Source organism: Actinacidiphila cocklensis, from assembly GCF_907177275.1.
GTDB classification, from domain to species: domain Bacteria; phylum Actinomycetota; class Actinomycetes; order Streptomycetales; family Streptomycetaceae; genus Actinacidiphila; species Actinacidiphila cocklensis.
In genome coordinates, this window is the sequence record NZ_CAJSLV010000001.1 from 1 (window position 1) to 14409 (window position 14409).

A 14409-nucleotide genomic window follows, 5' to 3' on the forward strand; every position below is an offset into this window, starting at 1 on the left:
CAGGAACAAGGACCTCGACAATCCTCATTCTTGCTGGTCAGAGGCACTTTCTGCATTCCTGACCACCCGTCGGACAACCCGCTTCATGAAAGCGCGAGGCTAGGCGGAGACTCTGAGCAGATGCTCGCCCATCTTGCGCAACCCGCAGCTGCAGCCGGGAAGACGCCGTAGCCGGCGCGGACCCGACGGCGGCCGAGCGGATGTCGCTGGTGCACAAGGTCTGCGCGGAGGAGGACCTGGAGCTCAGTCGCTGTTGTCGTCTGGCACACCGGTTCGGAAACGCTGCCGACAACAGCTCCCGGCAGCGGCGCCATCCGTCGGACATGACGGACGCGCAGTAGGGGACGGTTCGGCCGTCACTGCCGGTTCCGGGCTGGATGCGGGGCCGGAGACTGGTTCACTGATTGACGAGATCGTTCGCGAGGGCGCCCGGCGGATGCTCGCCCGGCGGGCTGGAGGCCGAAGTCGACCAGTACATCGCCGAGTTGGCCGCCGAGACGGACGGGGGCGGGCGTCACCTGGTCGTCCGCAACGGCCACCACCGGCCTCGCACCACGGTCGCCCGCGGCGCCGGAAGCCCGGCCGCCGCCCTGGCGATGGTGTTCAAGCTCGTCGAGACCGCCCAGGCCCGGTGCCGGGCGGTCACCGGCGCCCATCCCGTCGCCCTGGTCCGGGCGGGCGCCACGTTCGAAAACGGCGTTCTCGTCGAGCGAGGGCAGGCCACGGCGGCCTGACCCCACTTGTCACTTGTCGCGCCCCGCAAGGGAGAAAAGGACCTGTCGATGCCCGAACCCACCGCCCCGCTCGCCGAGTTCCTCAGCGCCTACGAGCAGGCCACCAACAGCCACGACATCACCCGGCTCGTCCCGCTGATCGCTCCCGAGGCTGTCTACTGGTTCTCCGACGGATCGCACCGCGGCCGCGAAGCCGTCCTCTTCGCCATCGCCGAGACCTTCGCCACCATCCGCGACGAGGTCTACCAGATCAACGACGTGGAGTGGATCGCTCACAGCGATGACCACGCGGTATGCCGCTACCGGTTCGCCTGGACCGGAACCGTCGACGGCCGGCCGCGGTCAGGAAGCGGCCGCGGCACCAACGTGCTCGTCAACAACGCCGGAACCTGGCAGATGCTTCACGAACACCTCAGCGCATAACCAGGCGACAGCACCGATCCACAGGAACTGACAATTGCTCGGGGACGAGTAAGGAGCGCCCGATGGTTTCCGACAAGCCCACGGCGCCCTCCGCGACCCCCGCGACCTCCGCGCCCTCACGATTGTGTGTCCGGCGCGCGTTGCGCGCAAAGGAACAGCGGCCGAATGCGGAAGGATCGGCGGTACAGCGGGCCGGGCACGGGCGATCACTGGAGGGCCGGTGCCGACAGCCCGAAGGGCAGAAAGGTGTGCCGTGGTCCAGCCGGACGTCGTCATCGTGGGTGCCGGGGCGGCCGGTCTGAGCCTTGCGCGCCAGCTGGGCGCGTCGGCTGACGGCGCCCCCGGTTCGGTCGTCCTCGTCGACGCTCCCCCCGGACCTCTTCGCCCGCCACCTCGCACCTGGTGCTTCTGGGAGGCCCCCGGGGGGGCCTACGACGATGTGCTCTCCGCTTCCTGGGACAGGCTGCGGGTGCGGGGCGCGGACGGGGCCGCTACGGTGGCCCGGCCGGCGCCGCTGCGCTACAAGATGCTGCGGTCGGACGCTTTCGAGTCGCTGGTCGAACGGCGGCTGGTGGCCAACCCGTGCTACCGCCGATTGACGGCGACAGTGACCGGGGTCGGGGACGCGCCGGGGGGCGGCGGCCGGGTCGTCGCGCGCGACGAGCAGGGCGACCGGATCGTGCTGCATGCGAGGTACGTCTTCGATTCGCGGCCGCCGGGCCGGCTGCCGGCGGCGCGGACCACGCTGTTGCAGCACTTCATGGGCTGGTTCGTGGAGACCGAGCGCCCCGTCTTCGATCCTGAGACGGCGGATCTGATGGACTTCCGGACCCCGCAGCCGGCCCAGGGGCTGTCGTTCGGTTACGTGCTTCCGCTGGGCCCGCGTACGGCGCTGGTGGAGTACACCGAGTTCTCCCGCACCGTACTGGACACCCCGGGCTACGAACGCGCGCTGCGGCACTACACGCAGGCTGTGCTGGGTATCGGGCCGCACCGGGTGACGTCGGTGGAGCGAGGCGTCATCCCGATGACCGACGGCCGGTTCCCCGCTCGCGCGGGGACCTCGGTGTTCCGCGTGGGGACAGCCGGCGGTGCCACCCGGCCGTCCACCGGATACACGTTCGCCGCCGTGCAGCGGCAGAGCCGGGCCATCGCCGCGCGGCTGCACGCCGGCGGACGGTTCCGGATGCCGCCCCCGTACGGCGTGTGGCCGCGCGCCATGGATGCCGTCATGCTGCGGGCACTCGACACCGGCCGGGTGGACGGCGCCGACTTCTTCTGCGGTCTGTTCCGCGCGGTCCCGGGAGCACGTCTGCTGCGCTTCCTGGACGGCACGTCCCATCGGTACGAGGACATCCTCGTCGGGCTGCGTGCGCCGGTGGCCCCGATGCTGCGCACCGCCCTGGAACTCCCCTTCAGACCCCGGCGTGAGGCGTCGGCCGTCCCGCGGACCTCCGCCCGCCCATCTCCCGGCGCCGCAGCTCCCGAACAGGAAAAGAGTGGTCCATGACCTTGCTGCGCGACGACGCGTTGTCTGCCGCGTTCGATCACGGCTCCCGCGCCTATGACCGGCTCGTAGCGGTCAATCCCGGCTACCGCCGTGACCTTCGGCGCTCGGCCCGCAGGCTCGGGCTGGCCGGCGGCGGTCGCGGGCTGCGCCTGCTCGACCTCGGCTGCGGAACCGGCGCCTCCACGGCCGCGCTCCTGGCGGCGGCCCCGCACGCGGAGATCGTGGCCGTCGACGCGTCCGCCGGCATGCTGGAACGGGCGGCGGCCAAGCGCTGGCCGGCGAACGTGACCTTCGTGCACGCACCGGTCGAGGCGATGGAGGGGACAGCGGTGCGTGGCCGTTTCGACGCCGCACTCGCCGCGTACCTGTTCCGCAACGTCAGTGATCCCGACCTGGTCCTCGGCACGGTCCGTGAGCTGCTCCAGCCCGGCGGCCGGCTTGCCGTCCACGAGTACGCCCTCGGCTCCGGACGCCTGCACCGTGCGGTGTGGTCGGTGGTCTTCGGCGCCGTCGTCCGTCCGGCCGGCCGGCTGACCGGTGACGCAGCGCTCTACCGTCATCTGAACCGCAGTGTGCTGGAGTTCGACCGGGCCGCCGACTTCGCGGAGCGGTTGCGACGGGCCGGGTTCCACGGGGTACGGGTACTGCCCCTGCCCGGCTGGCAGACCGGCATCACGCACACCTTCGTCGCCCGGACGCCGGGCGTCGCGCGGGGCAGGTCATGAGGTACGGCGCGTCCGGAGCCGATGGCCACCGGCGGGGCCGGGACCGGCGTGCCGTGATGATCGAGGGCTCCGCCGGACGGGACGGCTTCACAGGCCAGGCACCCGGGGTCGTCGTGATCGGCGGCGGCATCGCGGGACTGGCCGCGGCCACCGTGCTCGCCGAACGCGGCGCGCATGTGACGCTGTACGAACGCCAGGACTCCCTCGGCGGCCGGCTCGCGGGCTGGCCGACGACGCTGGCCGACGGCACCACGGCCACCATGAGCCGGGGTTTCCACGCCTTCTTCCGGCAGTACTACAACCTGCGCGGCCTGCTGCGCCGTGTCGACCCGGGCCTGGATTCGCTGACAAAGCTGCCGGACTATCCGCTGCGTCACAGCGCGGGGATGTACGACAGTTTCGCCCGGGTGCCGCGCACCCCGCCTCTGAGCGCCGTCGGGTTCGTCGCGCTCAGTCCCACCTTCGGGTGGCGCGACCTGGCCCGAATGGATCCACGTGCCGCGCTGCCGCTGCTCGACGTACGCGTGCCGGACGTGTACGAACGGTTCGACGACGTGTCGGCGCACGACTTCCTCACCCGCATCAGGTTCCCCGCGGCCGCACGCCACCTCGCCTTCGAGGTCTTCTCACGAAGTTTCTTCGCCGACCCCCGTGAACTGTCGGCGGCGGAACTGGTGCTGATGTTCCACATCTACTTCCTCGGCTCCAGCGAGGGACTGCTCTTCGACGTGCCGGACGAGCCGTTCCCGCAAGCGCTCTGGGATCCGCTGGGCCGCTATCTGGAGGGCCACGGGGTACGGGTACGCACGGGCTCGGCGGTGGAGAGCGTGACACCGGCGGACGACGGCGGCCTGTACGTCACCGCCAACGGGCGGACCGTCCGTCACGACGCAGTCGTCCTGGCGCTGGACACCGGTGGACTGCGGAACCTGGTGACCGCCTCACCCGAGCTGGGCGACGCAGACTGGCGCGCGAGGGTGGGCACGCTCAGGAACGCCCCTGCGTTCCTGGTGTCCCGCCTGTGGCTGGACCGCCCGGTCGCCGCCGACCGCCCCGGCTTCCTGGGCACCAGCGGCTACGGGCCGCTGGACAACATCAGCGTGCTGAACCGCTGGGAGGGCGAGGCCGCCCGCTGGGCACGCCGCAACCATGGCTCGGTGGTCGAACTGCACGCCTACGCCGTCGCCCCCGGCGCGGATCGCGACGTGGTGCAGGCGGCCGCGATCGAGCAGCTGCACCACGTCTACCCGGAAGCGGGCGAGGCCGGGATCGTGGACGTTCGGCACGAATGGCGGGCCGACTGCCCGCTGTTCCCGGTCGGCGGCTACCGGAGCCGGCCGGGGGTCCGCACACCCCACCCCTCGGTCGTGCTGGCGGGTGACCTGGTACGCACCGACCTGCCGGTGGCCCTGATGGAACGTGCCGCGACCAGTGGGTTCCTGGCCGCCAACGCCCTGCTGGAGCGGTGGAACGTGCGTGGCCAGACGCTGTGGACGGTGCCGCCCACCGGGCGCTCGGCGCTGCTGCGGGGCCTGGCCGCGTTGGGCGCCGGCTGACGGACGGCGGCCACCGCTGCCGCCGACGGGATTGTGCGCCGCAGGCGGGCCTGGCGATCGTTCCCCCGCGGTCAGCCCGGGAAGCGGCCGCTGCTGCGCAGTTCGAAGCGGCGCTCCGCGTATGCGAGGTCGTCGCGCCACAGCCGGCCGGCGGAGGCTCTCAGCAACGGGCGCAGCAGCGGAGCCGCGGCACGGGCCATCGCGAATCCACGCCGCCCGGACGTGGCCATGACCGCCTCGGTCACGGCGGTCCTCGGCCTGCCGTCCCGGTCGGGTCCCAGGGGCGTGGCGTGCGACTCGACCACCGACCCGGCACCCTCGCCTTCGGTGATGTGCATGACGACCGTACGGGGATCGGGCGCGGTGAACAGCGCCCGCACCGGGACGACGATCCGCCCTGTGAGCTTGAAGGACACATCCACGGCGAAACCGTCCTCGCCTGCCGGGCCGCCACCCGAGGGCGTGCCGGTCACGGTCAGGTCGACGAAGGAGTACGGGTGGTACCACGCGCCGTGCCAGGGATCGAGCCGGTTGGCCACGATGTCCTCGGGTTCGCAGACGCCCATGCCCTCGTAGACGGCGTCGACGGTGTTCCGCGCGCGGGGACGGGAAGGGACGACCGGGAGTTCCAGCGAGCTCTCGCCACCGAGGTGGTCCAGGCGCACCCAGACGAGGACCCCGTCGTCATGAGCGGAATAGGGCTCCCAGCCCGCGAACGGTTCACCGTCCAGGGCCAGCCCGTGCCAGTGGCAGACGAGGGCGCCGCAGCGGACGGGGCTGTCCCGCAGCGGCGCTCCCAGGTGCGGGCAGGATCCCGGCCCCGCTCGCAGGCGGCCTGCGCCATCGCGCCAGGCCACCACCTCTTCGCCGGCCACGCTGCGGGCGATCGGCCGGTCGGTGGTCAGAGCGCGGGAGGCGCCGAGTACGTACCAGTTGCCCGAGGGCCGGCTGAGGGCGCGTTTCAAGGCGTCGGCGATGATCGCGGGCTTGGCCTCGCGCCAGGTGGGCCGCTGACGCTCCCACGCCGCGGATACGCGGCGCAGCCGCAGCGGAATGCGCCGGCGGCCGGACCCGCTGTCTTCTTTCACAGGGCCTCCTCAGGCATGGGCCGGGTCGAGCGGTACGGCGCCACCGGTGCCCCGACGCACCGTCCCGGCCCGGTGCGGCCACCGTGTGCGGTTCCCGCGCGCCCGGGTCCGCGCCGCGAGGACCCGTGCCAGCCCGTCGAGCGCCACGACGGCGCGGCGGGTCCGGGGCACGGCGGCCCGCTGGTGCAGGACGGCGTAGCCGCCTTCCTCGATCGCTTCGAGGATGCCGCTGTAGAGGACGAACGCGGTGCGGATGCAGGGCCGGGAGGCAGGCGAGAGCAAAGCCAATCCGGGCAGCGCCTCACGGTAGACGCCCCGGTTGTGCGCGGTGGCGGAGCGCAGGACGGCGGTGATGCGGGCGTCACGCCGTCCGGTGGCTCTGCTCCACTCGAACCTTTCCCGGTCCACCCCGTGGGCGGCCAGCAGATCGGCCGGCAGGTAGAGCCGGCCGCGGTCGAGGTCCTCACCCACATCCCGCAGGAAGTTGGAGAGCTGGAAGGCGACCCCGAGGGCCGCGGCGTAGGGTTCGGCTTCGTCCCGAGGTCCGACAGTGCCCAGGACGGGCAGCATCTGGAGGCCGATGACGGCGGCCGATCCGTGCATGTACCGCCCCAGCTCCTCGTACGAGGCGTAGCCGGTGACCGTCAGATCGCTGCGCATCGAGGCCATGAAGTCGGTGAAGTGCCGGTGGTCGATGCCGTAGACGGCGGCGGTGTGGGCAAGCGCGCGGATGACCGGCTCCTGGCTGGTGCCCCGGCGCAGCCCCTCGTCGAGGCGTTCCTGGAGCCCGCGCAGGGCGTCGGCGCGCTCTTGGGGAGTGGCGCCGCCGTGCAGATCGTCCACGATGTCGTCGGCCCATCGGGCAAAGCCGTACAGGGCGTGGACGGCCGGACGGCGCTCGACCGGCAGGAGCCGGGTGGCGAGAAAATACGTCTTCCCGTGCCGGGCGTTGAGCCGGCGGCACCGGGTGTACGCGGCCCGCAGGGCCGGCTCGTGGATGCCTGCCGCGTCGAGTTCGCGGGCGGTCATGCGGGGGTGCCCTTCGACACGGTTGGTGCTGTCGCCGATTGCGGCACCTGCCGCGCAGGGCGCGGACGGGGGCGTACGGGGCCGGTGATTCTGGCCGCTGCGAGCTTGCCGGAGATGAGGACGGTCGGCACGCCGACGCCCGGGGTGGTGCCGCAACCGGCGAGCACGGCGTTCTCCGTGCCGCGCACGAGGTTGCGCGGCCGGAAGGGCCCGGTCTGCGGGAAGGTGTGGGCGGCGGAGAAGGGTGTTCCGGCGGCGTGGCCCTGCGCCGCCCAGTCGGCGGGGGTGACCAGACACTCCTGCTCGATCGCCTCGCCGAGTCCGGCCATTCCGCGTCGTTCGAGCGTACTCAGCAAAGTGTCGCGGTACTTCGCCGCCATCTGCCGCCACTCCCAGGTGCCCGGTCCGATGTCGGTGTTCGGGCACGGCGCCAAGACGTAGTGCAAGTGCCTGCCCGGCGGCGCCAGGTCCGGGTCGGTGGCGGTGGGCCGGGTGATCAGCAGCGACGGGTCGGACATCAGCGATCCGTGGGTGAGTTCGTGGAAGGTCTTCTTCCAGGCCGCGCCGAACGAAATGGTGTGATGGGCCAGGCCGGGCCACGTGCGGTCGGTCCCGGCGTGCAGGATCACCGCAGAGGGCGAGTGCCGCAGGGCCAGCGGCCGATGCGGGGCGCGGCCGAGCAGGCGGTAGGCGACGGGCAGGTCCGGTGTCAGGACCACGGCGTCACACGGGAAGCGCCCCTGGTCGGTGACGACGGCGGTGATCCGTTCGCCCGAGCGTTCAAGCCGGGTGACGTCGTGCCCGTACCGGAAGTCGGCGCCCGCTTCTGCGGCCGAGTCCGCCATCGCTCGCGGCAGGGCGTGCATGCCGCCTCGGGGGAAGTAGACCCCGGCGATGGTGTCCATGTAGGCGATCACCCCGTACGCGGCGAGCGCGCGGGACGGTGGTACTCCGGCGTAGAGGGCCTGGAAGGTGAAGACCCTGCGCAGGCGCTCGTCCTTGATGAAGCGTCCGATGCGCGCGTCGAGCCGGCCGAATCCGCCGAGGGCGGCGAGCCGGGCGAGGTCGGGGTGCAGCAGTTGGAGGGGCGAGTCGAAGTTGGTGTCGATGAAGCGGCGCATCTGGACCGCGTAGAGTCGTCCCAGCCAGGCGCGCAGGTCCCGGTAGCCGACGGCTTCCCGGGCACCGGCGAACTTCTCGATCTCGGCCTCCATCGCCGCAGCGTCGGAATGGACGTCCAGTTGCGACCCGTCGGCGTACCGCGCGCGGTACGCGGGATGCAGAGGGAGCAGTTCCAGCCGGTCGGACATCGTGTGGCCGACCGCCGCGAAGGCCTCCTCGACCAGGTGCGGCATGGTCAGCACCGTCGGTCCGGTATCGATGCGGTAGCCGCCGTACTCCAGCCGCCCGGCCCGGCCGCCGGCCGTCGAGTCACGCTCCACCACCGTGACCCGACGGCCCGCGCCGAGCAGATGGAGAGCGGCAGACAGGCCCGCGAGCCCGGCACCGACGACCACCACATGGTCGACGGGTCCCTTCACGGTCATCACCGGACGGTGCCTCCTTTGCCTGCGGCCGTCAGCAAGGCCGCTGACGGGAGGGGACCTGGCTCCGCGGCCTGCTCCGCGGCCTGCTTCGCGGCCCCGGACGTTTCCGCGGCCGGCGCGGGGGTCGGACCTGCGAGGCTGAGCAGCAGCCCGAGGAGCCGGCGCGCGGCTTCGTCCTCAAGGGCGGCTTCCGCCAGGTGCCGCTGGGCGTGCTGCACGAGCAGGTCGGCCCGGTGCTCGACTTTGGCGCGCGCCCCGGTGGACACCAGTGCTTCGCGCACCTCGGTCAGCGCGGTCTCGGAGAGGTCGGCGCGTCCTACCGCTGTGTCGAGCAGGAACCGGAGCCGGTGGTCACGCAGCGTCACCGCTCGGGCTTGTGCCACGGCGAGCAGATACGTCGGTTTGCCCTCCCGGATGTCCTCGCCCGACGGTTTGCCCGTCACCGCGGGGTCTCCGAAGGCTCCCAGCAGGTCGTCGCGGAGCTGGAACGCGATGCCCGCGCAGCGGCCGACCAACGACAGGGCACGGGTGGTGCTCTGGTCGGCGCCGGCGAGTGCGGCGCCGAGCGCGAGAGGCCTTGCCACCGTGTACAGGGCGCTCTTGTGGTACGCGGTTCGCATGGCGCAGGCCGCCGAGCGTGCTCTGGTGGCCTGTCCGTACAGGTCGAGGTACTGTCCGGCGACCATTTCGGTCCTCATCGTCCGCCAGACGTCCAGCACGCGCCGCCGGGCGGGGTGGTCCATGGCCGTGTCCGCGACGGTGTCGTCGGCCCAGGCGAGCGCAAGGTCGCCGGCGAGTACGGCCGCCGACGTACCGAAGGCCTCGCCCAGTACCGAGCCGGGCACTTTACCCGGCCGGTTTGCGAGGTCGACGTGAACGGCGGGGCGCCCGCGGCGCAGCCGCGAGCCGTCCATCATGTCGTCGTGGACCAGGGCGCAGGTCTGGAGGAGTTCGACCGCTGCCCCGAGACGCAGGGCTGCCTCGACGTCGGCGGTCTCGGCGCCTCCGCCGCAGGCACGCATGCTCCACCACAGGAGCTGGGGGCGCATCCTTCTGCCCCCGGTGAGGGTGAAGTCCGCCACGAGTTCGGCCAGATCGTGGGAGAAGCCCGGATCGATCACAGCCGCCTGGGCGATCCGTTCCGCGAGAATCGAAGCCGCGGTGCGAAGCACAGCCCCGGCGACGTCTGCGTCAACGGTTCGGGCATCGACCGCCGCAGATGTACGTCCCGTCGTGCTGTCGGGCGCGTTGTCGTAGTGCCACTGGGGTGCGGCTGGTCTCGGCGACGCGGTCACGCCGTGGACGCCGCTGCCCGACGGAGACCACAGGGAGGTGAAGAAGCCTCTCCCCTTCGCCCTGCCACAGCGCATTGCACTTCCCTCCGTTCGCGGTGATCTGCGCACCTCTCATCCGCCCTTTGACCACGTACGTCGCGCGGGTGCGGCACGCTGCTGCCTCCTCCTCGGCCACCAGGCCCCGGGACTCAGGACCGGTACTGAAAGAAGATCACGAGAACGGTCCGACGGCGCGCTGCCGTGGCCCGTTCTCGCGATCCATGTGAGCGATCGGAACCACCCGCGGTTGGCCCGCGACACCGACGCCGCCGTCGAAGAGGCCCGCAGGACGTCCAGGTGGCTTGATCGCTTACCGGGCGTCAGGCGGGCAGGATCCCGTTCAGCGCCCGGCGGAGGGGAGCGTGGCGTATTCCCTGGCGCGACCGTGGTCTGAATAGGATCCTGAACATGGCACATCGTGACCAAAAAATCGCGGTCGTCACGGGAGCGGCCCGGGGTATTGGTGCTGCGGTCGCGCGCGGACTGTCCGCGCGCGGAATGCGGGTCGTCCTGCTGGGCAGAGAGCTCGAATCGCTGCGGGAAGTGGCGGCCGGCCTGCCGGGCACGTCGTGCTGCATCGAAGCGGATGTCACCGACGAGGCAGCGATGCAGGGGAGTGCGCGATCCGTGGCGGAACGCCTCGGGCCGGCTTCCGTCGTGGTGGCCAACGCTGGAATCGCCGTCGCGGGGTCCTTCGCCAGCTGCGATGCTGCCCTGTGGAACCGGGTGATCGAGGTGAACCTGATCGGCAGTGCCGTGACTGCTCGGGTTTTCCTGCCCCAGCTCCTGCTGACCCGCGGGTACCTGCTGCAGGTCGCCTCAAGCGCCGCCTTCGGATCCGCTCCGATGATGAGCGCCTATTGCGCGTCCAAAGCCGGCGTCGAATCCTTCGCCCAAGCGCTTCGAAGCGAGATGGAACCCGAAGGCGTGAGTGTGGGAATCGCCTATCTGCACTGGACGGATACGGACATGATCGATGAACTGGATGAGCATGTCGTGCTGCGCGAGCTGCGCAGACGGCAGCCGGCACCAGCTCGCCGCGTGCACGCGGCCGATCGGGTCGCCGAGCTGCTGGTCCGCGGCATCGAACGCCGCTCGCCCACCGTCTACGCGCCACCATGGCTACGTCTTACCCAGCCGCTGCGTCCGCTCTTTCCCCACCTGGTCGCACGGGCCTCGCGCCGCTCGTTCGCCCGGATGTCCCCGGCTGAGCTCCATGCGGCGGCGGGAGTCCTGGGCGCGGGGGGCCACGCCGACTGGGATGTCCACCGCCGCGCCACGTCGATCCGTCCCACCACGCCACCACAAGACTGATACGGCGAGCAACCGAAGGCCGGCGTCCAAGCGACGTGGGTACACGCTGCTCAGGACCTCGCCTACCGCGCCTCGGTGGCGAGATCACCTGCAGCCTGCCCGACGCCGTCCACGCAGCGGTCTCCGGCTGATCGGGGAGGCCGCCCGCAGCCGCCAGGGCCGCCGGATGGCGGGAGGTCCACCCTTCAGCCGTTCTCGTTTCAACAGCTTCGGATGTTCGACGTTTGGGATGTCGTGTCCGAATTGTTCATGTATGGCGTAGGCGGGGTAGCCAAGAGGGGGCGGGTCCCGCTGCTGCGCTGCTGATCGGAGGATCGGCCATGACAAACGCCCACCCCGTTCCCCTCAATCCCCACCTGCCCGACGAAGGCCTCGCGGTCCCCGAAGACGCCCAGGCCAGGGCCGGCCAGACCCCGCCTGCAGAATCGGGCGTCTCCTGCCTTGACGCACCCGAGCGAGAGGCACTCCGCCGCGGATGGGGGCCGGTGCCGCTCACGATCATCATGATCGTCGTCGCGGTGTTCCTGGCCGGATTCATCGGCCGGGCCGTCGTCCTCCTGATCTGACCCGCCCAGCCCCGTCGGAGGGCCTGGTGCCGCGACAGCCCTGGTGCGGCGGGCGGCGTCGGCCGCCACCGTGCGCAGGTCACGGGCGAACCCTCTCAGCGGCCGCGGCGCCTCATATAGAGGTCGAAGGCCCGGTAGATCTTCGGTCGCAGTGGCAGATCCCACTCGCCGGCGTACCGTACCGCCCGGCCGCCGGTGCCGGCCTTGAACTGGATCAGGCCGACGTGCGGGTCGTCGGCGTCCAGGGTGGGGGTGATACCGCGCAGGTCGTAGACGTCGCAGCCGGCTGCCAGCGAGTCGCGGATCATCGCCCACTGGCAGGCGTTGGAGCCGCGCACCTCGCGTTTGCCCGTGGAGGAGGCGCCGTACAGGTACCACGCGTGGGCGCCGACGCGGACGAGGATGGCGGCGGCGACCAGGTCGCCCTGGTGGTGGGCCAGGTAGAGGCGGATCCGCTCGGGATCCTCGGCGCGCATCGCCGCGAACATGGTCGTGAAGTAGGACAGCGGGCGGGGCGTGAAGCGGTCGCGCTCGGCGGTGTGGACGTAAAGGTCGTGGAATGCCTTGATGTCATCGCCGACCCTCACCTCGACGCCTTCCTTGGCAGCCTTCTTGATGTTGCGGCGCCAGAGCTGGTTCATGCCGCCGAGCAGGTCGGCCTCGGTGCGGCCGGCCAGCGGAAGCTCGTAGGTGAACTGCGGTTGACCGGCCCCGAAGCCGTCCTCCGGGCTCTGCGGCAGCCAGCCGCGGTCCCTGAGCCGGCCGGTGACGCGGGCGCCGACCGGGTCGGCGAGCGGATCGGGCAGGTCGGTGAGCCGCTTGACGCCCGGGTCGGCGATGCCCTCCTTGACCTGGGCGGCGCTCCAGGTGTGCGTGCGCACCGGCGGACCGAGCCGGATGGCGAACGCGCCGCGTGCCTTGAGATGGGCCGCCAGCGGGTCGAGCCACGCGTCGATCCCGCAGGGCTCGCCGGTCGTGCCCGCCTCCCCGGCCCAGTCGATGGCCGGGAGAGCAGCACTCCCGTTGGCACTTGTTCAGCCGAGCTGGCACGTTGACCCATGGCCTTGTGCATGCGGGCTGGAGCAACACAAACAGATCCGGACCGGGCGGACGTAGGAGTGGGTGGATGGGCGCGGACGCGGAGCGGGAGTGCTGGGAGCTGCGGTCGGGAGCCGGTGTGGGGCCGCTGCAATTCGGGATGTCGCCAGCCGAGGTCGCCCGCGCACTTTTGGTCCCTGAACCGCAGGGGCGGGTTGGCGGTCCGTATGCGCAAGAGGACTTCCCCGATGGGCTGAAGGCCTTCTACGACGCGGGCAAGCTCGCCTGTGTTGCGCTGGATGCGGTCACCGGTCCGCAGGTCTTCTTGTCCGGCTTCCCCCTGGCGGGAAGCGATTCTGAACAGGGCCAGCAGTTCTTGCTGGACCACGCTGCGGAGCATGGGAACTGCTTGCTCTACACGCCTGATGACTCGCTTTCCCTGACTGATCTCGGGGTTCTTCTACGCTCACAGCAGGTCGGGGAAGCGCGCCTGACCCGTCCGCTCTTCGTGAAGGAGGAGTGGTTGGAGTCGCAGTACTTCCGAGACCACCTTCCCCTGGAGGGCGCCTCAGACTGAGCACTCGATCTTGCGAACTGACGCCAGACCCTGCGTGCAAGTCGCGATGAGATGCCGGGTCTTGTGCTCGACGATCTCGGTCGGCAAGGTGTCCGGGTGCATGCTGATCTTGTTCCGGACGACCTGTGGGACCGGGTGGCCCCATTGCTGCCACCCCCTCCCGAACGGCGCCACCGGTATCCAGGGCGGTTGCGTGTTCCTGACCGAACAGCACTCGCCGGCGTCCTGTTCGTGCTGCGGACCGGTGTCGCCTGGCGGGACGTCCCGGCGGAAACCGTGGGCTGTTCCGGGGTGACGGCCTGGCGCCTGCTGCGGGACTGGACCGAGGCCGGCGTCTGGCCACGCCTGCACGCCGCCCTGCTGACCGAGCTTCGCCGCGCCGACCTCCTTGACCTGGACGACTGCTCCGTGGACGGATCGCACGTCCGGGCACTCAAAGGGGGGACCACGTCGGCCCCTCACCCGTCGACTGCGCCCGCCCCGGCTCCAAGCACCACCTGATCGTCGACCGCCACGGAACCCCACTCGCCGTGACGCTCACTGGCGGCAACCGACACGACGTCACGCAGCTCCTGCCCCTACTCGACGCGGTCCCGCCGATTCGGGGCGTTCGGGGACGCCCTCGCCGCAAACCCCGGTGTCTGTACGCCGACCGGGGCTACGACTTCGACAAGTACCGCCGCCTGCTGTGGAAACGTGGCATCAAACCCATGATTGCCCGACGGGGCGTCGCCCACGGCTCCGGACTGGGCAAGGTTCGCTGGGTAGTCGAGCGCATTCGCCTGGCTGCACCAGTTCAAACGACTCCGTACCCGCTACGAACGCCGCGCCGACCTCCACCAGGGGTTACTCGACCTGGCCTGCACCCTCATATGCCTCCGCCGCCTTCGGACCTCATTCTGAAACGATCAGTAAGTCACACATCGCATTGAAGGGAGCCTGGTGTTGCCGCCGCGTATGCGGTTTTC

General features: G+C 71.0%; 11 protein-coding genes and 4 pseudogenes. 10 read left to right on the forward strand and 5 right to left on the reverse strand.

Translation table 11 applies throughout. The annotated features are described in order from the left end of the window. Positions 1–373 precede the first annotated feature (373 nt). The 6 genes and pseudogenes from NFU81_RS41130 to NFU81_RS00025 all read left to right on the forward strand — a co-directional run. Positions 374–560 (forward strand): annotated as a pseudogene (locus tag NFU81_RS41130) (IS256 family transposase); the annotation flags it as partial. Continuing rightward, positions 543–734, forward strand: a pseudogene (locus NFU81_RS41135) (IS256 family transposase); the annotation flags it as partial. The pseudogenes NFU81_RS41130 and NFU81_RS41135, both read left to right, overlap by 18 nt. 48 nt (positions 735–782) lie before the next feature. Then, on the forward strand, positions 783–1157 hold the full coding sequence (locus NFU81_RS00010) for a YybH family protein (protein WP_251483367.1): 375 nt from the start codon (positions 783–785) through the stop codon (positions 1155–1157). Between the two features lie 253 nt (positions 1158–1410). After that, entirely contained in the window at positions 1411–2667 is a 1257-nt protein-coding gene (locus NFU81_RS00015; RefSeq protein WP_251483370.1) for a lycopene cyclase family protein, read from the forward strand. After that, entirely contained in the window at positions 2664–3392 is a 729-nt protein-coding gene (locus tag NFU81_RS00020) for a class I SAM-dependent methyltransferase (RefSeq protein ID WP_251483373.1), read from the forward strand. Before NFU81_RS00015 ends, NFU81_RS00020 begins: the two co-directional genes overlap by 4 nt. A gap of 56 nt (positions 3393–3448) precedes the next feature. After that, complete coding sequence (locus tag NFU81_RS00025) at positions 3449–4948, forward strand: FAD-dependent oxidoreductase (protein ID WP_251483375.1); 1500 nt, start codon at positions 3449–3451, stop codon at positions 4946–4948. Positions 4949–5019: 71 nt separating this feature from the next. On the opposite strand, the gene NFU81_RS00030 is transcribed toward NFU81_RS00025, so the two are convergent. Genes NFU81_RS00030 through NFU81_RS00045 form a run of 4 tightly spaced genes read right to left on the reverse strand, consistent with a single transcriptional unit; the run spans position 5020 to position 9733 of the window. Then, a complete protein-coding gene (locus NFU81_RS00030) occupies positions 5020–6036 on the reverse strand; it encodes a DUF5914 domain-containing Rieske (2Fe-2S) protein (RefSeq protein WP_251483377.1) in 1017 nt (338 codons plus the stop codon). Positions 6037–6045: 9 nt separating this feature from the next. Continuing rightward, a complete protein-coding gene (locus NFU81_RS00035) occupies positions 6046–7065 on the reverse strand; it encodes a phytoene/squalene synthase family protein (RefSeq protein WP_251483380.1) in 1020 nt (339 codons plus the stop codon). Next, positions 7062–8615 (reverse strand): phytoene desaturase, encoded by a 1554-nt coding sequence (locus NFU81_RS00040; RefSeq protein ID WP_251483382.1) that lies wholly within the window; start codon positions 8613–8615, stop codon positions 7062–7064. Before NFU81_RS00040 ends, NFU81_RS00035 begins: the two co-directional genes overlap by 4 nt. Further along, the gene (locus NFU81_RS00045; protein WP_308208238.1) at positions 8612–9733 is read right to left on the reverse strand and encodes a polyprenyl synthetase family protein; all 1122 of its coding nucleotides are present in this window, start codon (positions 9731–9733) and stop codon (positions 8612–8614) included. The genes NFU81_RS00040 and NFU81_RS00045 overlap by 4 nt, the downstream gene beginning before the upstream one ends. 621 nt (positions 9734–10354) lie before the next feature. Here NFU81_RS00045 and NFU81_RS00050 point away from each other — a divergent pair. Together NFU81_RS00050 and NFU81_RS00055 are read left to right on the forward strand one after the other, a co-directional pair. Continuing rightward, positions 10355–11260, forward strand: a complete 906-nt coding sequence (locus NFU81_RS00050; protein ID WP_251483388.1) for an SDR family oxidoreductase — start codon at positions 10355–10357, stop codon at positions 11258–11260. A 320-nt stretch (positions 11261–11580) separates the two neighbouring features. Then, positions 11581–11826, forward strand: a complete 246-nt coding sequence (locus tag NFU81_RS00055) for a DUF6480 family protein (RefSeq protein ID WP_251483391.1) — start codon at positions 11581–11583, stop codon at positions 11824–11826. A gap of 95 nt (positions 11827–11921) precedes the next feature. Here the strand turns inward: NFU81_RS00055 and NFU81_RS00060 are convergent. After that, positions 11922–12833: pseudogene (locus NFU81_RS00060) on the reverse strand (lipid II:glycine glycyltransferase FemX); the annotation flags it as partial. Between the two features lie 119 nt (positions 12834–12952). Here NFU81_RS00060 and NFU81_RS00065 point away from each other — a divergent pair. Together NFU81_RS00065 and NFU81_RS00070 are read left to right on the forward strand one after the other, a co-directional pair. Continuing rightward, the gene (locus tag NFU81_RS00065) at positions 12953–13441 is read left to right on the forward strand and encodes a hypothetical protein (RefSeq protein ID WP_251483396.1); all 489 of its coding nucleotides are present in this window, start codon (positions 12953–12955) and stop codon (positions 13439–13441) included. A 51-nt stretch (positions 13442–13492) separates the two neighbouring features. Beyond that, positions 13493–14344, forward strand: a pseudogene (locus NFU81_RS00070) (IS5 family transposase). Positions 14345–14409 lie beyond the last annotated feature (65 nt).

Bases quoted from the DNA above. Each gene is read 5' to 3' on its own strand.
- NFU81_RS00035 (WP_251483380.1), bottom strand. From the start codon at position 7,065: ATGACCGCCCGCGAACTCGACGCGGCAGGCATCCACGAGCCGGCCCTG.
- NFU81_RS00050 (WP_251483388.1), top strand. From the start codon at position 10,355: ATGGCACATCGTGACCAAAAAATCGCGGTCGTCACGGGAGCGGCCCGG.
- NFU81_RS00055 (WP_251483391.1), top strand. From the start codon at position 11,581: ATGACAAACGCCCACCCCGTTCCCCTCAATCCCCACCTGCCCGACGAA.
- NFU81_RS00020 (WP_251483373.1), top strand. From the start codon at position 2,664: ATGACCTTGCTGCGCGACGACGCGTTGTCTGCCGCGTTCGATCACGGC.
- NFU81_RS00025 (WP_251483375.1), top strand. From the start codon at position 3,449: ATGATCGAGGGCTCCGCCGGACGGGACGGCTTCACAGGCCAGGCACCC.
- NFU81_RS00010 (WP_251483367.1), top strand. From the start codon at position 783: ATGCCCGAACCCACCGCCCCGCTCGCCGAGTTCCTCAGCGCCTACGAG.
- NFU81_RS00065 (WP_251483396.1), top strand. From the start codon at position 12,953: ATGGGCGCGGACGCGGAGCGGGAGTGCTGGGAGCTGCGGTCGGGAGCC.